18 protein-coding genes and 2 tRNA genes are annotated in these 23,643 nt (G+C 39.1%); 11 read left to right on the top strand and 9 right to left on the bottom strand.

The window, feature by feature from the left end:
* Positions 1–7 precede the first annotated feature (7 nt).
* Both mnmA and WC707_01850 read right to left on the bottom strand, forming a co-directional pair.
* Positions 8–1,066, bottom strand: a complete 1,059-nt coding sequence (mnmA, locus tag WC707_01855; protein ID MFA6065903.1) for a tRNA 2-thiouridine(34) synthase MnmA — start codon at positions 1,064–1,066, stop codon at positions 8–10.
* Positions 1,067–1,137: 71 nt separating this feature from the next.
* Positions 1,138–1,905 (bottom strand): hypothetical protein, encoded by a 768-nt coding sequence (locus tag WC707_01850; GenBank protein MFA6065902.1) that lies wholly within the window; start codon positions 1,903–1,905, stop codon positions 1,138–1,140.
* A gap of 111 nt (positions 1,906–2,016) precedes the next feature.
* Here WC707_01850 and argS point away from each other — a divergent pair, with 111 nt between their 5' ends.
* Positions 2,017–3,663: an arginine--tRNA ligase gene (gene argS, locus WC707_01845; GenBank protein MFA6065901.1), complete on the top strand. Its 1,647-nt coding sequence runs from the start codon at positions 2,017–2,019 to the stop codon at positions 3,661–3,663.
* Between the two features lie 91 nt (positions 3,664–3,754).
* On the top strand, positions 3,755–4,165 hold the full coding sequence (locus WC707_01840; GenBank protein ID MFA6065900.1) for a hypothetical protein: 411 nt from the start codon (positions 3,755–3,757) through the stop codon (positions 4,163–4,165).
* A gap of 11 nt (positions 4,166–4,176) precedes the next feature.
* On the opposite strand, the gene WC707_01835 is transcribed toward WC707_01840, so the two are convergent.
* The 5 genes from WC707_01835 to uvrA form a co-directional block, all read right to left on the bottom strand.
* A complete protein-coding gene (locus tag WC707_01835; protein ID MFA6065899.1) occupies positions 4,177–5,355 on the bottom strand; it encodes a hypothetical protein in 1,179 nt (392 codons plus the stop codon).
* Between the two features lie 139 nt (positions 5,356–5,494).
* Positions 5,495–8,062: a DNA mismatch repair protein MutS gene (mutS, locus tag WC707_01830; protein ID MFA6065898.1), complete on the bottom strand. Its 2,568-nt coding sequence runs from the start codon at positions 8,060–8,062 to the stop codon at positions 5,495–5,497.
* Between the two features lie 71 nt (positions 8,063–8,133).
* Complete coding sequence (locus WC707_01825) at positions 8,134–9,015, bottom strand: hypothetical protein (GenBank protein MFA6065897.1); 882 nt, start codon at positions 9,013–9,015, stop codon at positions 8,134–8,136.
* 3 nt (positions 9,016–9,018) lie between these two features.
* Positions 9,019–9,969, bottom strand: a complete 951-nt coding sequence (locus WC707_01820) for a hypothetical protein (GenBank protein ID MFA6065896.1) — start codon at positions 9,967–9,969, stop codon at positions 9,019–9,021.
* Positions 9,970–10,004: 35 nt separating this feature from the next.
* On the bottom strand, positions 10,005–12,539 hold the full coding sequence (uvrA, locus tag WC707_01815) for an excinuclease ABC subunit UvrA (GenBank protein MFA6065895.1): 2,535 nt from the start codon (positions 12,537–12,539) through the stop codon (positions 10,005–10,007).
* Positions 12,540–12,713: 174 nt separating this feature from the next.
* Between uvrA and WC707_01810 the strand changes: the two genes are divergently transcribed.
* The 9 genes from WC707_01810 to WC707_01770 all read left to right on the top strand — a co-directional run bounded on the left by WC707_01810 (position 12,714) and on the right by WC707_01770 (position 20,481).
* Positions 12,714–13,544, top strand: coding sequence for a prohibitin family protein (locus tag WC707_01810; GenBank protein MFA6065894.1), 831 nt, complete (start codon positions 12,714–12,716; stop codon positions 13,542–13,544).
* Between the two features lie 10 nt (positions 13,545–13,554).
* Entirely contained in the window at positions 13,555–14,865 is a 1,311-nt protein-coding gene (locus WC707_01805) for a hypothetical protein (GenBank protein ID MFA6065893.1), read from the top strand.
* 63 nt (positions 14,866–14,928) lie between these two features.
* Positions 14,929–15,004 (top strand) — tRNA-His (locus WC707_01800).
* Between the two features lie 50 nt (positions 15,005–15,054).
* Positions 15,055–15,130: transfer RNA gene (locus tag WC707_01795), tRNA-Pro, on the top strand.
* A 22-nt stretch (positions 15,131–15,152) separates the two neighbouring features.
* Complete coding sequence (locus WC707_01790; protein MFA6065892.1) at positions 15,153–15,980, top strand: hypothetical protein; 828 nt, start codon at positions 15,153–15,155, stop codon at positions 15,978–15,980.
* A complete protein-coding gene (rodA, locus tag WC707_01785) occupies positions 15,977–17,080 on the top strand; it encodes a rod shape-determining protein RodA (GenBank protein MFA6065891.1) in 1,104 nt (367 codons plus the stop codon). Before WC707_01790 ends, rodA begins: the two co-directional genes overlap by 4 nt.
* Before the next feature lie 63 nt (positions 17,081–17,143).
* Positions 17,144–18,778, top strand: coding sequence for a trypsin-like peptidase domain-containing protein (locus WC707_01780; protein ID MFA6065890.1), 1,635 nt, complete (start codon positions 17,144–17,146; stop codon positions 18,776–18,778).
* Between the two features lie 115 nt (positions 18,779–18,893).
* Positions 18,894–19,700, top strand: coding sequence for an ankyrin repeat domain-containing protein (locus tag WC707_01775; GenBank protein MFA6065889.1), 807 nt, complete (start codon positions 18,894–18,896; stop codon positions 19,698–19,700).
* 88 nt (positions 19,701–19,788) lie between these two features.
* Positions 19,789–20,481: a hypothetical protein gene (locus tag WC707_01770; GenBank protein ID MFA6065888.1), complete on the top strand. Its 693-nt coding sequence runs from the start codon at positions 19,789–19,791 to the stop codon at positions 20,479–20,481.
* Here WC707_01770 and WC707_01765 read toward each other — a convergent pair.
* Entirely contained in the window at positions 20,474–21,625 is a 1,152-nt protein-coding gene (locus tag WC707_01765; GenBank protein MFA6065887.1) for a hypothetical protein, read from the bottom strand. The genes WC707_01770 and WC707_01765 overlap by 8 nt on opposite strands.
* Positions 21,626–21,699: 74 nt before the next feature.
* Complete coding sequence (locus tag WC707_01760; GenBank protein ID MFA6065886.1) at positions 21,700–23,589, bottom strand: hypothetical protein; 1,890 nt, start codon at positions 23,587–23,589, stop codon at positions 21,700–21,702.
* Positions 23,590–23,643 lie beyond the last annotated feature (54 nt).

Below are 23,643 nucleotides of genomic sequence, written 5' to 3'. Positions count from 1 at the left end.
TTTTTTCTTATAATACTTTTACTATCATTGCTCCGCCTAAACATTCATCGTTGCGATAAAACACAGCGAATTGTCCAGGGGCTATTCCCTGATCACGATCATCGAGCTTCAATATAACCCGTTCAGCTTCCTGAATCAAACTGCACGTATAACGCTGAGCTCCATGCCGCAATTTTACTTCTAATCTTTCTACCTGAGGCACCACACCGGCAATCCAATGACACGCTGCAAGCTCACAAGAATTACGAATTTTATCAGGACTATAATACTGGCGCGAAATATATACAATATTTTTTTCAGTATTTTTACACACCACGTACCATGGCCCCCCAGAAAGACCAATACCCTGTCGTTGGCCCACCGTATAATACCAATATCCTTCATGTTCTCCGACGATCTTGTCTGTTTCATATTCAACAAGTAATCCGGGCGTGATTCCACAATGATGCTTAACAAAATCGCTAAATTTAATTTTTCCCAAAAAACAAATACCCTGGCTATCTTTGCGCGCCTTATTTGGTAAATTAAAGCGTTCTGCAAGTTCTCGCACTTGAGGCTTTGTATAACCACCTATGGGAAAAAGCGCGCGGGACAACTGTTCTTGCGAAAGATGTGACAAAAAATAGGTCTGATCTTTAATGAGATCCGGAGCAGCATGTAATGAATAAATACCATCGACGACGCGCACCTGGGCATAATGTCCCGTTGCAATATGATCAAACTGGTTGCCTATTTTTTTATAAAAAGCTCCAAATTTAATGCGTTGATTACAAAATATATCCGGATTAGGAGTTCTACCAGCCTTGATTTCTGTTAACGTATAAGCAACGACTTCATCATGATATTCCTGCTGAAATGATATAATTTCCAAAGGGACGTTTGCCTCTGCGCACACTGCGCGAACATACGCCAAATCTTCTTCCCATGGACAATTACCCAAAAAGGCAAGTTCATCCTCTAGCCAAATTTTAAGATAAAACGCAGTTATATCATGCCCCTGTTCCTGCAATAAGCGCAAGGCAACAGAGCTATCAACACCACCAGAAATTAATACGGCCGTTTTCATTGTATGCTCGATATACGTACTGAAAATTATATTTTTTTAGTAAGTATACCATTTTTTTCTACAAAGCGCGACTACCCGACCTGCTCTATACTAATCGAAGCGCTTACCGCCAAATTGGTTACATCACCAAAGGTAAAAGTGGCGCCCGAGATGTTTTGAATATTAATAACATCGCCAGCTGTCAACGTTACCGTTGCCTGACCAAAAAGCTGGTTGCTCGTCCCGCCACTCGCCGTGCCATAGATCCCACCAGGAACAGCTCCTGAGAGATTTTGGCTCACAATAGCAAACTGCGTTGCAGTAATTGCAGCATTATTCGTTATAATAAAGCTTATTTTATAGGTTCCTGCATTGGTAATGGTCAAACCGCCTGCAGAATTAGTAACGCCCACCAAAGGGCCATTGGTAGTAAACACAATGTTTCCATTTGCCAACACGGCTGCAGCAGGCGTTGGTGTAAACGCATAGCCATAGGCTGAAAGCCCGGCTCCCGTTGCACCCGTAGCACCAGTAGGGCCCGTCGGACCCGTTGCTCCCGGCGAAACGCCACCAGGACCAATCAGCAATATGCCTTGACTATCAATCATATTACCGTCTAATACCACATTGCCTCTAATATGCATATTAGAAAGCGTTGTTAAGCCTCCCAGCGTTGATTGGTCATAGACAGTAAGCCTATTGGCACTCAAACAACCAAACACGCGTAAATTATTCACCGTTTTTATGCTGGATCCGCGCACTTGATCAAACATCATTTGGTCAAAAAAATTATTATCTTCAGCAGAACAGCTCAATCCAAGAGACCCAACAATAAATACCATGCAAGAAACAAACTTCATACTACAACCCTCGTTCATAATTTTTATGAGACATAACAGACCGCTGTGGCTAAAGACAATATATTTGTGATATAATTAATAGTACCAAACTTTTACTTAAGGCAATTAATCATGAATATACTAGAAAACTTACAGCACATTATACTGACACATATACAACAAACATATAATATCACGATAGAAACCTGCAAAAAAATAGATATAACTATAAATACTGATGATAAAAAAGCTGATTTTGGCGACATAACCACCAATGCCGCTCTTATTATTGCACAAGAGATAGGTACCAATCCGCGAACTGTTGCTCAAGCACTCGCTGCATCATTATCCCACCCGCATATTCAAAAAATTGATATTGCAGGTCCAGGATTTATTAATATTTTCCTTACCATTCAAGCATTTAAAGTTCTTACACAAGAATTGTATCATCAAGACAAAGATTTTTTTAAACCGACCATTATAAAACCGCTTACGTACTCACTTGAATTTGTCAGCGCAAACCCAACAGGCCCTTTACACATTGGCCATGGCCGTGGCGGCATTATCGGCGATGTTTTAGCACAAGTGCTCAGATTTTTGGGACACAACGTTATTACCGAATATTATATTAACGATGCCGGCAACCAGATTGGCAAACTTGGCCTGTCTCTTAAAATTCGTTGTTTACAGCAAAATGGTAGCAATGAACAGTTGCCTGAAGATGCATACCAAGGCGAATATCTTATACGTCTTGCAGAACAATGCATTGCAGAATATGGCAACCAGGTTATTGAACAGCCACAAACTTTTTTTGAAGAATATGCGCAAAAACATTTATTACAGAACATTACAGAAACATTGCGTTCATATGGCATAGAATTTGATATATGGTTTTCCGAAAAAACATTACATACAAGCGGCGCTATTCAGAAAGAACTAGAGTATCTAGCATCACGCGGCTACACATATAAAAAAGATGACGCGCTTTGGTTTACTGCAATGCAATTTGGCGACGACAAGGACAGAGTTGTTCAGAAAAACACCGGTGAACTGACCTACATAGCTGCCGATATAGCTTACCTTCAGAATAAACTACAGCGCCCCGCCGATCACCTTATTATGATACTCGGACAAGATCATCACAGTTACGTTGCACGGCTTAAGGCGATCATGCAAGCATTAGGCCATAACCCTGACACACTTGATGTTATTTTGTATCAGCTCGTCACCGTCAAAGAAACTGGTGAGTTAGTACGTCTTTCTAAGCGTGCAGGAAAAATAGTATCACTCAATGACATTATAGAAACCGTCGGCAAAGATGTTGCAAGATTCTTTTATTTAAATAGAAAAGCCGATGCTCATTTAGATTTTGATATTACTTTAGCCTTGGAGCACAGCGAAAAAAATCCTGTTTATTACATTCAATATGCGTACGTCCGCGCAGGCAGCATTTTAGAAAAGGCTTCTGAACATGCAGAATTTGCATTCGGCCCAGAAGACATCGCCTACATTGGCGCCCCAGAAGTGGCATTACTTAAAAAAATAGCCGCGCTCAAAGATGTATTAGAAAATATTGGCAGAACCTATCAAACACACGTATTGTCGTACTATTTGCTTGAACTTGCCCATCATTTTCATCATTATTACTCAAGCAATCGAGTTATTACTCATGAAGACCCGGGCTTAACAAAGTCCCGCCTGCTGATTGTTTCTATAGCGCAAAGAACTTTTAAACATGTCTTAGAACTTCTTGGCCTCACCACACCAGAAAGCATGTAAATTTTAATAATTTCTATTGATAAAATTATATTTTTTTATATATACTTTAATTAATAACCTGAAAAATCTATTAAAAATGGGTAAAGATAGTATGAATAGTATAAAAGCGAATATAATAACATTCAGTCTCTTGTTCTGTGGACAAAGTTATGCGTCATTTTTTAGTACCATGAATGCGCCGCAACCTGCAAGCCTTGTTGCATTCCAAGCAATAGAGACTGCGATTAAAGATTATAGAGCACATAATACTGAACAAGATCTCAACAATTTATATAGGTACATGTCCTATTTTCATTCTTGGTATCAATCGGTAACACCACCACCAGCGATCTATTTTGACGTTTTATCGCCGGATGCAAAGAGACTGGTGGCAAACATTCAAGAAACCGCCCGACAATTTGAAGTCGCCGGAGGATCCATTGCTGGATCAAAAAGACTCTCTGGTGAAGGCGAAAATTTTTATCGATATGTATTAGAAAGACTGCTCGCCAAACTTCCGTAAATCTATTATAGCTAGTCCCGCGATTCCCACCATTCTGCCGGAGTCGACGGCTTGTTTTTTTCTGCCCATGCATAATACGCTTTATCATATGCAGGTTCACTATACTTTTCATAGCCCTGCGGCCCCGCATACCAGCGCTGCTCTGCTTCTAATAATCGTCTTATTTCTCGCACCGCCTCATAACGCGATTTCAAAGGAGCCATACCATACCCATGAGATTTAACCTCTTTATTAAACTTTTCATCTTTACTCATGCGAAATAACATATCTTCAATTTTTAGAGCATACTCTAATTTTTTACGAGCAAAATACTGATCAGCAAAATATTCTTTATATTGCACCATATCCCTAAAAAAAGAACTCGACTGTGCTTTTTCCTCAATATAGGCATTGCGCTGAATATAAGCTGTATCAGGAAAACTTATCCCAAAAAAGTGTCTATAAACAACTTTACCAACAAAAAACAGATTGCGTTTAAATAAGCTGCCCTGTTTTTTTTTATATTCTTCTTCATATTTTGAAGCAAATTTATTGGTCGAATCAATCTCGAAATATCTCAAATACTTCAAACTAGCTAAAGCATACATTGTTGCAACTTCTTGATCTTCACGAGAATAAGAAAAAAAATCTTTTGAAAGCCGCATCTCAGCAAAAATCATATTCGGTACCATTGCAATCAACTCATAGATATTCTCATGAATAAAAGTATCATTAATTACAATGTGCACGTCAGCTTTAAGATTAAATTTTTTTAAAAAATCTTTTAAATCATTCAATGCTATAGAATTTTTTTCATTAATTTCAGAAGTGATAGCGTATTGTTTATTATTTTTAACTCTCATCGGATTACTGGCCTCCCACAAATTATTGATTACATATTTACATCTTCTAACCAAATAACCCGGCTGCAAAAGCAACAGTTCAATCTTACTGAGCGTATTCAGCCCTTCTGATTGCAATAATTTATTATTAACATTTTTTTCCCGCGTTATATATAGCTCTTTAACATGCTGAGAAACTGTTGTATTACTTTTTTGTAACTCTACAATTTTATTATCGTAATACTCAATCGTGGCAGGATCAAGCTCAAGATAACTTGTTTCTCTTGTTTCAGCTTCCTGCGCAGCAACTATCGATGAACACAACAATAATATCAAGCTATTTTTAACAAAAAAAATCTTATTTTTCACAACAAAACAACCTATTCAGACTAATAAAAAAATATTATTTTTTACGAACACACATAGTATACAGAAATATATTTTTAAATACACATCAACTATGCAAGAAAATATGTATACAAATATCCAACTTGAACGGTAAATAATATTACGGCTGCCGGAGACGCCACAATATGTCGAAGGCTTGACGGGGGGACAGAGCGTCGTAATCAATGCTCTGCATTTCGGCGACTATTTTTTTATACTGAGCTACTTCTTTTTTAAGCGCGTTACACGTTTTTTCCAGCTCCTGCATATACGCATTTGTACTGCTAGCGCTCGCAGCGTGCGGCGGGTGCTGTGTATTAAGCTCAGACATGATCACTCGAGCACGGTCAATAATCCTTTCAGGAATATACGCCTTTTTTGCAACTTCTAGACCAAAACTTCCTTGTGCAACGCCAGGAATAATTTTATGCAATAACAAAATACCCCGCTCAGTAGAACTACTTGCCGCATGATACGCAATCATACCAGGATGCTGATCCGTCAAAGCTGTTAATTCATGATAATGCGTTGCAAAAAGACACCGCGCTTGAACGTGAAAATAAATATATTCAATCACAGCCCAGGCAATCGCAAGCCCGTCATACGTACTCGTGCCACGACCAACTTCATCAAGAATAACCAAACTTTTACTCGTCGCCTGCCTACAAATTAATGCAGTTTCTTCCATCTCAACTAAAAATGTACTTTTGCCCTGCGCCACATTATCAGCAGCGCCAATACGCGTAAAAATTTTATCGACAATAGGCAACCGCGCAGAATCTGCAGAAACACATGACCCGGCTTGCGCCATAATAGAAATAAGCGCAACTTGACGCAAATAGGTAGACTTGCCACCCATATTGGGGCCGGTAATAATCATTAATGATTGTTCATCAGTTAATAACGTATCATTTGGTATAAAATCCTGAGCAAGCCGATGGCTCACCACAGGATGCTTGCCACCAGAAATAATAATATCACGCGACTCATGGAATTGGGGCTTTACCCACCTATTCACATATGCTGCATGAGCAAACCCAAGTATGGCATCAAGCGTCGCCAAAGTCTGTGCCGATTTTTTCAAATCAGAACACTGTTTTTCTATTTCTACGGTGATAGACTCCATAATTTCTTTTTCAAGACTATTAATATTGCTACGCGCATGAGCAATATTATATTCCACTTCGCGCAACCGCTCCGTTGTATATCGCTCACGATTGACCAGTGTTTGCAACCGCATGTAATCATCAGGAACACGGCCTACATGCGTTTTGGTTACTTCAATACCATAACCGTGCGCTTGACTATACCGTATCTTTAATGAAGATATTCCCGTTCGCTCCTGCTCCTGTGCCTCAATTTCTTGAATAAGCACCGCTCCATCATTCAACAACACACGCATCTGATCAAGTTGAGCACTAAAACCTTTTTTAATCAAAGACTCTTGCTCACTAGCAACTTCAATTGCACGTTCCAAAAAATATCTTAATTGATCAAAATCACCCAAACGATTGCACATTTTATTCAACATATCGTTAGAGGCGCTCGACAACTTATGCGCAATCTCTGGCACAATCGTCAAAAATTTTATGAGATGTTTATAATCTGTTATAAGCGCCCTTTTTAATGCAAAGCGACCAACAACACGCTCAATATCAGCAACACCCTGTAATAACTCTCGCAATTCTTGACGTAACATGAGCGATGTTTTGCAATAATCTACGGCATCAATACGTTGCTCTAATGCTGTTCGCTTAACCAGTGGGCGAGTGATCCATTTTTTTATCATGCGAGAACCCATAGAAGTAACTGCATGATCAAGAACAGCAAAAAGCGTATGCGCCGTGGTCCCATCATAGGTATTTTTCACCAGCTCCAAATTGCGCTGCGTCGATGCATCCAATAATAAATAATCATCCGGCGTATAACAATACAGATGAGTACATGCCGCAAGCGCATACGTATTATTTTTTTTTATATATTGATAAAAAAGCACAAGTGCTGCATGAGCAAGAGTACTATGGTCAATAATATCCCGCGCTGTGATAGAAAGCGTGGCATACCATGCCTGAAACGCTGCATCGTCTATCGCATTATTATGCTTGAAAGATGTGGTAAAAAAACCGAGCGATCGTATATATTTTTCAGATGTTTCTTCTGGCACAACAATTTCATCAGGAGAAAACCTACTCAATTCTGACTCGAAAAGCGATGCATCCTGTATATTTAATATGGTTAAAAACATGTGACCAGTTAATAACTCGACAAAAAGAAGCGCCGCTTGTGTATCTTGTTTAACTACAATTGCTAAATACGAAGCTGATTTTTCATTAAGCAGTTGAGAGTCAGTGAGCGTACCGGGCGTTAACACTCTTTTTACGCCACGCTCAACAACACGTCCGGGCACCGCTTGCGTCAATTGATCGCAAATGGCAACACAAAATCCACCGCGCACAAGTTTAAGAAGATAATGATCTAAGGTATGGACGGGAACGCCGCATAAAGGGATAGGGTCACCCGTACTAGTGGTACCTCTTTTTGTGAGGGTAATACCCAAAAAAGCTGACGCTTTTACCGCATCATTAAAAAAAAGTTCATAAAAATCACCGACCTGAAATAATAACAGTGCATCGGGATATGCATTTTTTATTTCGGTGTACTGTCGCATTAAAGGAGAAAGCGTTGTCATAGTATGTTTGCGTTATGTGAGGTATAAAATTTTTCTTTATACTATAACGCAAACCTGCGATTTTGTCATAATTACGCGTGCGCTATTTTTTCAAGTGATTCGCAGCTTTTCAGCTCAGCTGTTATATCGTTATGTACTGCAAGTACCGTAGTAGAAAACAATTGATCACCATCATTACGTACATCAAGTGTTTTTGCCGCATCACATAATTTGGCAACATGCTGTTCAATGCGTTTACGTATATTGTTATACTGCACATGTTCAAAACGATTATCTGATAATTTTTCTAGCGAAAAGTTCATGTACCCTAATACTTTTTCGCAATCTTGTATGGCAAGATACAGGCCAACTTGAATAAGTTTTTGTACCGCTTCTTTTTCAGACGCATCGGTCAGTTTTTCATAAGATATCGCATATCTAAAAAGATCGTTAAAGGCGTCATGTAATCTAGTATTGGATGCGATAAAACTTACGCAGGTACGCTGCCCAAAAAACGAGCCTATCATATATTTACTATAATCATACGCTCCGATATTAACGGCATATATAGCAGTGCCTATCAACATGTTTTTAAAAGAAAATACTTTATTTTTTAACCATTGCCCCCAAGGGATACTTTTTAATGTATTGGCATATGCCGAAAGATTAACTATTTTTTCGAGTACGCTAATTCTTTCTGTAAGACTATCGATATCACTGCGCCCCAGAGTCACTGTATCATTCGGTTGTGACCATAGATAAATACAAGCGCCAACCAATGCACCAACGGTAGCAACTTGAACAGATCGCTTAATAAGCGTAGCACGCGCAGCCTCTTGTCTATATTTTGATTGCAACGCCTGCACATTAGCCAAAGAAATCCCCTCCGGAGCTCCAGCAGTAATCGCCAATCCTATAATCGCAAAGGCTAATACAACCCAAAAAAATACGCTTTTATATATCTTATTTTTCATGATTTACTTTCTATTTTGCTCTGACCACTTTATAAATGCTTTTTCATATGCCGGATCGCCGTACTTTTCATACGTACCAGCCCCGCCAAATTTTTTATTAATAAATTGCTGCTCTGCGCGAAGCAATAATCCAATTTCTTTAACTTTTTCTAAACGTGCAGCGCATTTTTCGCCACGTGTTGCAAGATACGCTTCTATTTCATGCGCCAAATTAAAACCTTGTGCTGCAGGAACACGATCAGCTCTCACTTCATAAAAATCGCACAATGCTTTAAAAGAATCTGATTCGTGAATTTTATCTTCAGTAATATTTTTATTGATAAACTGAATGAGATCGACAAGCAATTCTATTTCAATAGCGCTCCCATACTTGGCATGACCGCCTATCTGCCGATTAAGAGATCCAGCCTGCGCCTCTGCGCTCAGATTCTGATGAGATGCTGTTAGATATAAAAGCACTGGACCAGGAATATTTTTTTCAAGCTCAAAACGCCTTTGTTTATATTCCCATTGACTCGAAGTACACACATAAATATCTTTGCCTCTTAATTGCGACTCTGGTACAAATAAAACCCCCAAACACTGCTTGAATGAAAAATTCGAGCATACTTTGCTGATTTTATTATTTATAAAATTTACTTCTTGAGGCATAGCTTCACGTACAGAAGTACCTATTTTTACTGCACATTGACCAATAGCGTTAGCATTAATATATTTTTTGAATCGCTGCACGGATTCAATCTGATTGTCAGTGATTTTAAATTCTTTTTTAAGGCTTTCAAGCGCAGTATTATAATCTTTTCGCAATTCTTCTTTAACAAACTGTTCAACAGAACAATTACGATTGTGCAAATCACGGACCAACACTTCTGGCGCCGGATTTTTCTGAGAAAAACTGGCACCAATAGTGCATATAGAAATAATAATACAATAAATTGCGTTTATTTTTTTCATAATTTACCTCTAGTTAATTATATACTAGAAATAAATTATTGTAAAATTTTCTTCAAATAGCGGCCCGTATGGCTTGCTTTGACCTGGGCAACCTGTTCCGGCGTACCCTGGGCAACCACATAACCACCCTTATTACCACCCTCAGGACCAAGATCAATAATATAGTCAGCAATCTTCAGTACATCGAGGTTATGCTCAATAACTATGATAGAATTACCCTTATCAATCAGCCTATTAAAGACTCCTAAAAGTCGCTCAATATCATGAGCATGAAGCCCCGTGGTAGGCTCATCGAGAATATAAAGGGTTTTATTCCCTCGCTTGGCAAGCTCATCAACCAGCTTAATACGCTGAGCCTCGCCACCCGATAGGGTCGTAGAAGGCTGTCCAAGCTGCACATAATCAAGCCCCACGTCACACATCAGCGACAGTCGCTTATATAACGGGGTATGGGCAGCAAAAAACTCAGTCGCTTCCCTGGCCGTCATAGCCAGTATTTGGGCTATATTTTTGCCCCGATAGGTAATTTCTAGCGTTTGAGCATTATAACGGGACCCTTTGCATCGACTACAAACCATAATAACATCAGGTAAAAAATGCATAGAAACAGTAATATTCCCCTCGCCATTACACTCGGAGCAGCGCCCTTGACCAACGTTAAAGCTAAAACGCCCAACCTGATAGCCACGAACATTACTTTCTGGTAAAGATGCAAAAAGCTTTCTAATTTCATCAAAAATACCTAAGTACGTGGCCGGATTAGACCGAGGAGTCCGCCCAATAGGGGATTGATCGATCACGACAAGATTATCTATAAGCTCTACTCCTTCAATCTTGCTTACCTGTAAGGCTTTGCGCTTATACATGAGAGCAGCATGAATACTCGGCACCAGCTCCTCCATAATAAGAGAACTTTTACCAGAACCGGACACCCCAGAAACACCACAAAGTACGCCCAACGGGAATTTGACTGTAATATCGCGAAGATTATGTGCCTGCGCGTTATTAATAGTAAGAAAGCCCTTAGGCTTACGTAGAGGCCCCTGACGAACAATTTTTGACCGTCCCGATAAATAAGCCCCGGTTAACGATGCAGGGTTAGCCATAATTTCTTGTGGCGTCCCCTGAGCAACAACAGATCCACCCAAAACACCGGCTGCTGGCCCCATATCGATAATATAATCAGCATGCAACATGGTATCATGATCATGTTCAACCACAATAACGGTATTACCCTGATCACGTAATGCTTTTAGGGTATCAATCAATCTATCATTATCTCTCTGATGCAAGCCAATACTCGGCTCATCAAGCACGTACAAAACGCCGCTTAAAGCAGACCCAATTTGCGTTGCAAGACGAATACGCTGACCTTCGCCTCCAGAAAGCGTACGAGCCGTTCTATTTAATGACAAATACGACAGACCAACATTATTAAGAAACTGCAATCTATTAATAATTTCCTGAAGCAGTCTATCGGCTATAACACGCTCATCTACGGTTAATTCAAGCGTATTAAAAAAAGTTAACAAATCTTCAATAGACAATTCGCCCAGTTCATAAATATTTTTAGTACCAACCGTTACTGCTAATGCTGCTGCCTGCAATCTTCTCCCCTTACAGGTAGAACATGGTTGAGCTACTGCAAAAGACTCGACATCCCGCACGGACGACTCAGAAAGCGTTCCCCATGTATAGCTTAATGAAACACCAAGCCCATGACACGTGCCACAAGCTCCTAATGGTGAATTAAATGAAAAAATTCTCGGTTCAAGCTCAGGGAAAGAGTAAGCGCAGGTTACGCACGTACGCAACGACGAATATACATAGTCTTGCTCATCGACAACAATTTTCGCAAGCCCCTGAGATGCATTAAATGCCTTTTCTAGAGCATCTAACAAGCGCGGAGCTTCTTCTGGGGAAACTTCAAGTGTATCTATAACAACATCGATAGAATGGTTTAATGTTTTTTTGAGCTTAAGCGCCTTAATATCGTCTTTTGATTGAGCAGTAATGCGCACCCCATCAATAATAAACTTATGATACCCATCATCAAAAAACTTTTCTAGCAGATGCGCAAATTCACCTTTTTTATGAAGTGCTAATGGTGCCGCAACGGTAATAAGTTTTTTATTAAAATTTTCTTGAACCAATACAGCAATATGCTGCGGTGATGTTGGTTGAATTTTTTGGCTACAGCCAACGCAATGAGCTGTTCCGATACGTGCAAAAAGCACACGAAGATAATCATAAATTTCGGTAATCGTCCCTACGGTTGATCGTGGATTAGCACCTACCGTTTTTTGTTCTATAGCAATAGCGGGGCACAATCCTTCAATGCGATCAACATCAGGCTTTTTTGGCATACCCAAAAATTGACGCGCGTAAGAAGATAACGATTCCATATAACGGCGCTGCCCTTCTGCAAACAGAATATCCAACGCAAGCGTACTTTTACCAGATCCAGACGGCCCTGTTACAACCGTAAAAGCCCCTACCGGAATTTCCACCGTAATATTTTTAAGATTGTGTTCTCGAGCACCGATAACTCGTATTTTTTTATTACGCATTACAATTCTCCATTAGAAAATATTAAAAGTTTTTTTCCAAGTATAGTATTTAAATAGCATAACAGAAAAAAATATTTTTAAAAAGAGGCGTAAATAGGTGCTCTTATTTACTTTTTCGCCCCTCATGATACTCTAAAAACAGAATTACAACGCACATAATCAACGGGTATCAGTATGAACTACACATATCATCAATCACCACAACAATCGATCAAACCAATTATTTTTGTTGTCGGAATTATTGGATCATTCTTATTAGCAATTTTATTCGCTCAGGATTTTTTCTATACCGTTAATCCCGGTTTTTACGCGATTCACACACGGCTTGGGAAAATCATCGAACAAACGCATGAATCGGGTTATTATTTCAAAATCCCGCTCATAGATAGCATCGCAAAATTTGACGTTCGTATCAGAAAAGCATTTCCTGACATAGAAACGAAAGCAATGTCAAAAGATCTTCAACCGGTCAGCGTTGGCATGGTGGTGAACTATAAAGTTGACGACGCATTAGAGCTCTTTAAAACAATCGGCTCAGAATATGAAAAAATTATCATAGATCCATTCACGCAAGAAAGCGTCAAAGCGGTTATAGCAAAATTCACAGCAGAAGACCTGATTCAACGTCGGCATGAGGCCAAAGATCTTGTTATTAGTGAATTGGCACAACGTTTAAAAGCGCGCCACATTATTTTGATTGATTTTAACTTTACCCATTTGGATTTTTCCCATGACTTTATTAAAGCAGTGGAGGACAAGCAAATAGCTGAACAACGCGCAAAACAAGCAAAAAATCTCACCGAAAAAGTGCGCGAAGAAGCGTTACAATCACGCATGCGGGCTGAAGCCGAAGCGTTTTCGCTTAAAGTGAGAAAAGAGGCTGTAACGCCAGAACTTATTCGCTTGCAAGAAATAGAAACACAAGCTAAAGCTATCGAAAAATGGAACGGCGTCCTTCCCACCGTAACCGGCAGCGCTACCCCATTTATAACCCTCAATAAATAAGAATTTTATTATGAAAAATATACACATTATTTTATTAAGTGGCTTAATCGCCACTAGCCCACTGATCAAAGCCGATTGGCCCGATAATGCTATACTAGGCGTAATTATTGGCGCCGTGGGAATGGTTGGAACCGGCGCAGCTGGATATGCTTGGGGCTCTAATTCACAAGAAAACCAAGCGCGGCAAGACAGTGGCGCTCTTGTAATAAAAATCGCTGAATTGCAACAAAAATACAAAACAGAGCTTGCGGCACTCGCAAGCCAAGCAAGTCTACAGGGTCAAATACAACATACTTCAGTAGAAATACGTAATTATAACACCTATAAACAAGCATTAGATCAAGAGCTTGAACAGTTAAAAAAACTTAACAATAGCGTATATGCACTCGAAAAAACAAGTGAGCAAGCAGATTTTAAAAGAAAAAAGAGTCTTGAACAATCAGAAATACTCCTTAAGCAATTGTTCAATCTGAGCAAGCTTGTAGAAGATGAGCGGCCCTATATATTACTACGTGATGAGGTTATGAAAAACCATCAACGACAATATCTTGATGTCAAAAATTGCGCCAAAACATTTCCGTACGTTACGCTCAAAAAACAAATGGCTTCTGATTATGCAAAAATTGTTACTTTAATTAAGGATGCTGAAAAGCAACCTCACCGCTTACAAAATGGCATAACCACGGGCACGAGTGGATTAATAAGCAACAAAGAGCTCGTTTATCTCGCTCAAAATCACGCACGAACTCTTGCACAAGACATTGAAAATCTTTCACACTCTAGGGAATATCAAATAGATGTCAAGCAGTATGAAAAAAGAAAAATACAAGAAAATAAAGCTATCGCACAACGTAAAAATGCAGAAGCTCGCCAGCTCATAGAAGAAAATCAAAGTCGCGAATTAGCCATCAGACAAACAAACCAAGCAATAGAAGCGCGAAAACAACACATAGAAATTGAGCGACTTGCAGAAGACAGGCGCAATAGCTCACATGAAGATTGGTATCAAAAAAACAAACTGCCTCTGCATCAGCAAGAAATTGCCGAATTGAAAAACCAGCATATGGAAATTTATAGGCAATATAAAAAACAATATGAAGATAATTGTGAAAAAGTTCAGGCAATGGAAGAAAGCAATCTCATGCTATCATCTAAAATTCGTCACCTAGAAAACATTATTCAGGCAGTACGTGGTTTGGCAGTAGATCTCAAAGATGTCACTGATACAGCTGATGTAACAAACGAAGCAATGGGGAATCTGTTTTTGGGAGCAGTTATAGGTCATACGAGAAGAATTATAGAAGAAACCAACAAAAAATAATTTTTTTAGTTTATTGGTTGATTTTTACTATAAAAAACCTATACTGTACAAAGAAATTGCATGGTGAATGTAGCTCAGTTGGTAGAGCATCAGGTTGTGGTTCTGAGGGTCGTGGGTTCGATCCCCACCATTCACCCCAAAAAAAAGTTGAAATTATTTTAAAAGACCATAAACTTATCAATTATTAATCGGGGTGTGGCGCAATTGGTAGCGCACTCGCTTTGGGAGCGAGGGGTTGTCGGTTCGAGTCTGGCCACCCCGACCATTTTTTACATGAGAGTACGTTAATGAAATACACAGTTATTCTTATCTTACTATCAACACTTTCCCAACAACTTTTCTCAAACGACTTCACCAAACAGGCTCACACGTGGGCAGCATCATTCGATTATCAGAACATGTCGCCACATGACGCCCAACTCATTGTAAGTCTCTTATATTGGTCGCACCAAAGATCATTGCTAACCCTGCAAGCGCAAGAAGCATTTATTAAAGACATAACACTTGGTTGGCAATTGAGTGAAAATATCATCGATACACGCCTCAATCCTTCAAGAATTATGCCCAACGATGTATCAGATACAGATCTTTTAGAATCACGCGCTCATTTTTGCTCCATCATGCACGCCTATCGCACAACAAACAAAAATTATACACAATGTACAGATGCCATTATTAACGGCCACATTTTGGATAATCAAGCACACCTTGATGCAATAAAAAAAATAAAAAACAATGCTCGTACAGCAATTTCACAAGCATTGGGAACTCAAGCACAAAGTCTTGCTTCTTGGCAACTCGTTAAAGACCATATTAAAACGGTGGCACAACTTTTGCAGCAACAATCATCCACCAAAAAAATTGCCGGTGGCGCTCGTATGTTTTCGGCGTTTGGCAATTATTTTCAGAGCTTTTTTGTATCTTCTTTTGTCGCCATGGATACACATTATCGCACCGTTAATAAAGAGTGTTGGCGCGCATTTTTAACAAGTCATGAAATTACCAATTCCATGTGGCAGGTTATCGAAACAACTCGTCGCGATTTTTATCATGCCCATTACACCGCTTTTTTACACATGCTTGTTCAACATGAACTTCCATCAGAGATAGTATGACCTCAAATAATCGCCGGTTTTTATGTTATTTCGATTGGATAACGTTTGCCCTCATTATGACTCTTTCATGCCTGGGCCTGCTGTTTGTTTTTAGCGCTACCTTCAAAGCCGCTATACCATACTCATTATTTTTTAAAAAGCAGGCGTTCGGCATTGTATCGGGAATCATATTATACTGCGTCATGTGTTATGTTGATTATCGCGCTGTGCAGCAAATTTCTTATATCTTGTACTTTGGCATCGTCGGCCTTCTTTTTTTAACTATCATTAAGGGTAGCATTGGCATGGGCGCACAACGATGGATCAATATTGGTATTATCAAATTTCAGCCATCAGAACTCGCAAAACTTTTTTTCCCAGGTTTTTTTAGCTACTATCTCATGACAGAAAAAAAACATGATCTCACGCTCCATACCTATGGCCCTATTATCATTATTCTAATCATAAGCACGTTGCTTATCCGTAAACAGCCAGATCTTGGAACAGCGCTGATTATTTTATTTACCAGCAGCATCATGTTATGGTTAAGCGGCCTTAATAAAAAATTTTTTATCGCCGCCGGCATTCTTTTTCTTATTTCTGCTCCAATCACCTGGACATTATTAAAACCTTACCAAAAAAAAAGAATCGCTGTTTTTTTGGGGGAAGGTGAACGGCAAAAAGAACGTTATCATATCGAACAATCAAAAATCGCCATAGGCTCGGGCGGATTAATAGGCAAAGGCTTTTTGAACGGCACGCAAAATAAATTACAATTTTTGCCAGAATCACGTACTGATTTTATTTTTTCGGTCATCTGCGAAGAATGGGGATTTGCCGGAGCGCTGCTTATCATATTTTTATATCTTGTACTTTTTGCACGGCTGTTTCAACAAATTCTTACCATAAAAAACTTTTACGCTCAATTATTAGCGAGTGGGCTTATCATTCATATTATTATTTCTACGCTCATTAATATTGGTATGGTTATGGGATTACTTCCTGTCGTTGGAATCCCGCTCCCCCTACTTAGTTATGGAATTAGTAATTTATGGATCACCTATGCGAGTCTTGGCTGTTTTTCTGGTATCATTATCACAACAAAAACATTACCGACATAAATGACAAAATAAAAAGTTTATTATAATCTAACCTGATCAATAATTTTACCATAAGGGCCCATCATGAAAATAATTTCATCGATACTACTAGCAGGTATTTTGCTAGCAACTGGTTATACCATGTATTATATGTACGATCAACAATGCCACCAAAAGAGTCTTATAGAACAACTCAAGCAAGATTTTTCCAACCTACGACCAGCAACTGGTGACGCGGCGATCAATAAGCCCACTACAAATGGCTGGAATGATTTACAATCACACACCAAAGATACCGTGGTACAAATCTTTGCACACATTTCTCAATTTAATTGGCTAGAACCCTATAAATCACCCAATCAAGGACAGGTATCAGGAACGGGTTTCTTTATATCAGAAGATGGTCTTATTATCACTAACGCTCATGTTATTAATGAGGCGCGACTTATTACTATACAAATTCCCCACACAGGCAAAGAACGTTTTTGCGCTACGTTAGTCGGAGTCAGCCCAGAACGTGATCTTGCATTACTACGGCTTGCACCGGGAGAACTCGAAAAATTGACAAGCATACTGGGTAAAATTCCAACACTCAGTCTCGGAGACTCTGATTCTGTGCATCGCTCAGATGAAATTATGGCACTGGGATATCCATTAGGCCAAGAATCATTAAAAAGTACTACCGGTGTTGTCAGTGGACGCCAACACATCGACGGTCACTACATGATCCAAATTAGCGCTCCCATCAATCCAGGTAGCTCTGGCGGCCCATCACTAGATATTAATGGTTTAGTAATAGGTGTTAATAGTGCAGGAATATTTGGCGGCGGAGTGCAAAATGTCGGTTATATTATTCCAAGCAATGAAGTAAAACTTTTTTTACGACAACTTGAACAAATGCCAGAAACCTCTGGTGCTAAATTTTTACGCAAACCATTTTTGGGCGTGCTCTTTAATAATGGCACTGACAGTCTCACCAAATTCTTGGGCAACCCGCCTCCTGGTGGCCTCTACGTTGTAGAAACATACACTGGTAGCCCATTACATAAGGCTGGAGTTCTTCCCAATGATATGATTTATGAAATTGATGGACATAAAGTTGATGTCTTTGGAGAAATGAATGTTTCTTGGAATGAAGACAAAATATCGATCGTCGATTATGTAACTCGTCTTATGCTGGGAGATAAAATAAAATTAGTTGTCTACCGCAACGGAAAACGAAAAGAACTCGTTCTTACTTTTGGACATTCTGAGCTTGCACCGGTGAGAGGCATATATCCAGCGTACGAAAAAATTGAATATGAGATTATTGGTGGCTTGGTTATTATGCAACTGACGCTCAATCATCTACCATTACTGTTACAACGTGCACCAGAACTTGCCCATTATATGGAACTTAAACACCAAATGGAGCCTGCGATAATTATTACCAACATATTTGGTGAATCAACGGCATCTCAATCACGTACCATCGGCGCCGGTGCAGTTATTAAAGAAGTTAATGGAGAACGCGTTAAAACGCTCGAAGAGCTACGTAAAGTGCTCAAGAAAAGTTGTTCAACTGGTTTCTTGACCATAAAAACAACAGAAGGTGTATTCACCGCTCTTCCATTTGACAAGATTATGAAAGAAGAAGAAGCACTTTCAGAAAATTATTATTACCCTCTTTCACCAACAGTGAAAGAAGTTCTCGCTCAATGCGGACCGCAAAAAAAGTAGTTGCTTAACAACCAATGCAGAGCCCGGCCTAAAAACCGGGCTCTTTTTTATAGATTTTTTCCCGTGCACCGTGCTTCACTGATTACAAAAACAATAACTTATACGTGGGATACATATGAAATATAAAATCAGCATGATAGTAGCATGTATAACATGGTCAACCGTATGTAACAATGAGGTAGCAGCGCTATTAAAATCAATAGGATCAAAAGAACCAATCAAAACTATTCAAGAAAAACTTACAGCAGCACTTAAAATAGACGATAATATAAATAATATTACTACAAAAAATGGCAACAATTTACTCCATTTAGTTGTTCAAAAAAATCGCCCCGATATTATCCCGCTGCTCATATCAAAAAAAATACATGTAAATAAACAAAACAATAAAAAATACACCCCCCTTATGTTTGCCGTAATCGAGCAAAATGAAAAAGCAGTCAAAGAACTACTCAAAGCGCCGAATATTGATGTCAATCTTACAGAAAGCAATGGGGACTTTGCCTTATATATGGCTATTGCAAGAAAAAACAAAAACATTGCCGAATTACTGATCACGGCAAAAGCAGATGTTAATCAAAAAGCCCCTGACAAGAGTACCCCTCTGCATAACGCAGCATTTTATGGAAACGCTGATATGGTACAATTATTATTGCAACACAATGCGACTGTTGATGCAATAAATAATACCGGCTACACCCCATTAGCATATGCAATTGATCGCAATCACTTGGATGTCGTAAAAAATCTTGTGGCACACGGCGCACATAGTACGATACAATACCCAACCGGACAAACCCCTCTGTCTATAGCAAATGATAAAAAACATGAAGAGATTTACCATTTTTTAATAAGCAAAAATATTCCTGCCCTATATGAGACACTGCACAAAGACCTTCTTATTCTAGCGCAGCACATATAAGCAAAAATTTTCATGACTTTTTTGTAATCTTACATTATAATTAATTTCGCAAAACATTCTATTTAATTTTTTTTCATAGGAACCATTTATGAAACGTAAATTATTTTTTTTAAATATTATTGCAATTATAAACTTACATAGCATGGATAATACTACAAAAAAGAATACACCCACTACTGCTATCGTTAGTCAGATAACAAATGAAAGCGATAGGCCAATATACTTTAACAAAATAACTTATAGCAAAAAGAGAAAGACGATGATTACGGATACGGTGGAACTCATCGCCTTAGTAAAGGCTGGCCAGACAATAATGCTAAAATCAAATAATACGTTTCTTGATAATAAAAAAATAAGACAATGCATATCACATAGTAAAACTAACGGTGACGGCGCTATTTTAACAGTAGAAAAGTTTCTACCCAAATTTGTTGCTTATGGCAGACCCTTTATCTTGACAATTCAAAAAGACTTTGAATTAGACATGATTGTTGATTCAGAGCCAGCAAAAAAACAACAAATGACAGTTTTGAATAATACTGCACAGAGTAAAGTAACAGTTTTCGGTAAAATAATTGCCAGCGGCGATACGAGCGCATTTGATATCGACGCTACAACAACCGAAATACCGTATATAGTTAATGGGACGGAATGTAAATATTTCGTAAGTGGCAAGACACCTATCAAGCATCTTTCGGTAATATCTTATCCATCTGAAACTGGTGAAGAAAAATATCATGCATTTGAATATGAACCAATACGCTTACCAGATTTTAATTAATGTGGAGCGCATGAACTACTTCTTGTATAACCGGCGACCAATCACTCTGCTGCGTCTGGCGAAATAAACGCATAGTTGGATACCAGGGAGAATCAGATCGGTTTAAAAAAAAACGCCATTCGCTGGCGTACTGCAGCATAACCCAAACAGGGACGCCTAGTGCGCCAGCGAGATGTGCAATAGACGTATCAATAGTTAAGACAAGATCAAGATTTTTTATCACCGCTGCGGTATCAACAAACGCACCGTGCCCTTTATCAAAATTTTCACCAAATGTGACAATATGATAATTTTTTGGCAAATCTTCAATTTGATCAGCACCATATCCCTGCTGCAAAGAATATATCTCAACACCAGGAATCGCTATAACAGGCAATAAGTCTAATAACTTTATTGACCTATTAGCCGTTTGAGCGTCTTCACGTAGCGCACCCTGCCAACAAATACCAATTTTTAATGCTTTTTTGCTGTCACCTGCAGGCGCCCATTGTTGTATATACTGATCATCGACAAACATATACGGGACCTGATGTGGAATCGTATCGATGGTTGTATTAAAAACTTCGGGAAGATAGGTAATGGGAACTTGATAATCAAAAGCGGGCTTTGTATCATTACTGGTAATCACGCGATCAATAAAGGGACAATAACTCACTATGTTGACCAGTGGTTTTTGAACGCAACAGATAACTGTTGCACCTAATTTTTTCAATTCTGCAAGATACCGCAAGTACATGAACGTATCACCGAAACCCCACTGACAATATACAAGAATTGTTTTATTACTGAGATCTTCGCCACGCCATAATTGTGTTTTATAGAGCTGCTCATGTTGCCATCTAAATCTGAAGCCGGCAAGACCCCGCGCAAAATCACCTTGAGCTAAATACATATCGCCCAAGTCCCAATTAGCCGGCCAATCGCGCGGTCTTTTTAATACAGCAGGTTTTAAATACTGTATAGCTTGAGTAACTTCGCCGGCAACCTTACACGCTCTTCCGCGAGCGAAGAGTTCATCAAACGAATATGTATTAAAAAGAACTTGTTCTTCTGGCGTTAAGGTTATTTGATCTGCCAATGGCGTTATACCATGAGCTAAAGAAACATACACAATTAAGAGTAAAATTTTTTGCCGCACTATCATACACATTCTCCCAAGAACACAAATTTGTTTAGGAAAATTTTATGCTATTTTTGATAGTTCTTGCAACAGTTATCTTACATCAGCGCTGAAAGCACCGATAGATCATTAAAAAGCGTCAAAAGTGGCTGCGTGCCGAGCGTATCAGCAAAATTTGGTTTTTGATTAAATGCCTGAACTGTATCATTAAGAGCAACAAGCCGCTTTATAAAATCCTTACGCTTAATTATGTCTTGAACACGGTCAGGACGAGGGTCGGAGTGAATAACAATAATCACTTCTAACCCTGCACGGGCAATAATTTCCGCTAAAGTTATCATACGGCCATCTACGGTAAAGTTTGATTCTAGGGCATTATTGATCCATTCTAGTTCATTTTTAAACGCTCCAGCGCCGACCAGGGTTAAAAAAAGCTTCTTTTTGCCACTCACCGCTGCGGCTAATAGAGTCCCCTGATATGCTGCTTTAAGAAGTATTTGCGCCGACTGGGGATCATTAATAGCACCTTTATTTTTCATATTAACATCTAATGCAGCTGTAAAGACCTGATTGATATTTTGGGGCGCAACCACAGAATTAAATATATTAAGAGGATCACGTCCAGAGACAACTGCTCCTGATTTATAGAGAAATGTGACCCTATCTTTCACCGAAGAATCTTCTATATTTTCATATCCAGGATACCTACCACTAAATCCACGAAAATACCCGCTAGAAACAGGCACATCTTGCTGCAGACCTACGGCTATTTTTGGTATATCAGCCTCCGTAAGCTTCTGGGTAATTTTTATTATTCTACCGACAGCATTAACTTCAACATGTGGAAGATCCTGTAAGATGTTAATTGGCTTAATTTCATTAATCCAATATTTACGCAGTATGGCAGCTCCTAATGTTGCCAGGCACGCTTCTTCCCCCTGCGCTGGCCGATACATCATAGACTCTACTAAATGAGTCGGATCCCCCACGCCACCTTCTAAATCATTAAAATTTGACGCTAATTGAAACACCGCATCAACATTTTCTGACTGAGACTGCAAAAAACGAATATCGGTCGCTTGACGCGCATTCATCTGCTCAAATAACTCATAGCCATTGATAATTGATAGCTTGCCCTTGCCATCAGGCGTTTTTTGCAGCAATTCTTTCGCCTGTGTATATAAATCTTGTAATTTCAAAATTTTAAATGTTTCGGGACGTGGAACAAGCGATCTACCGGGAAAATATTTTTCAAGTTCTTGATTTTCAACTTCCCAGGGCAATGGAAACATTGTATGTGGCAACCTAACTTTGCCAAATTGGTCACGACTTAATTCTCTAAAATATTCTTCTGTGACACCCATAATGCCATAAAAGAGACCCTGTCTGAAAAAACGATTTTCGGGAACTGGTAATTCAGCAGCATCCTTATCCCGCTTATCCCACTTAAAAATATTTTCGACCTCTAGCGATGGATAATCATGTCTTGCATCAGTAGCAACCCATACTTTGTTATCTTTTGTACTCGTCCAGACCTTCATTGTCGTATCTGCAAACCGAAATAGACTGTTTCCAACGCCCTGGCCCGTAGAACCAGAACAATACAGATTTTTAAAATAATTATTTTGCTCAGATTGCTCAAAGCCGGCTTTCAGTATAAGCCCATCAACCTGATGTGGTTTTTTGCCCCCTTTCCAAAAATCCCATCCGCTTTGCCATAGATACAAACCCTTTGGCAGCGGCACATTTGGATTTGCTGGGTGAACAAAGATAATACTATTATCAGCAAACAGCTTAATTGCCATGACACGATTTGTGCGCTTAATTTCTTGACCAACGGTAAAAAAAACATCAAGCCAGCCAACAATGCCAGAATTTTCGCCTTTCCACACAACCGGGAGGCCTTTATCAGTTATAATGGGATTAAAGGGGATATACGCAACACTTGTACCGCATAGCATCAAACATACTGCCAACCAACACTTCATCACAACCTCTTTTTTTCAAAATAATACTGTTTTATGATATAGTGAGTAAAGATT

This window comes from Candidatus Babeliaceae bacterium, assembly GCA_041660765.1.
In the GTDB taxonomy this organism is placed as follows: Bacteria; Babelota; Babeliae; order Babelales; family Babelaceae; genus JBAZVR01.
This window is presented reverse-complemented; position numbering and strand designations above follow the sequence as displayed.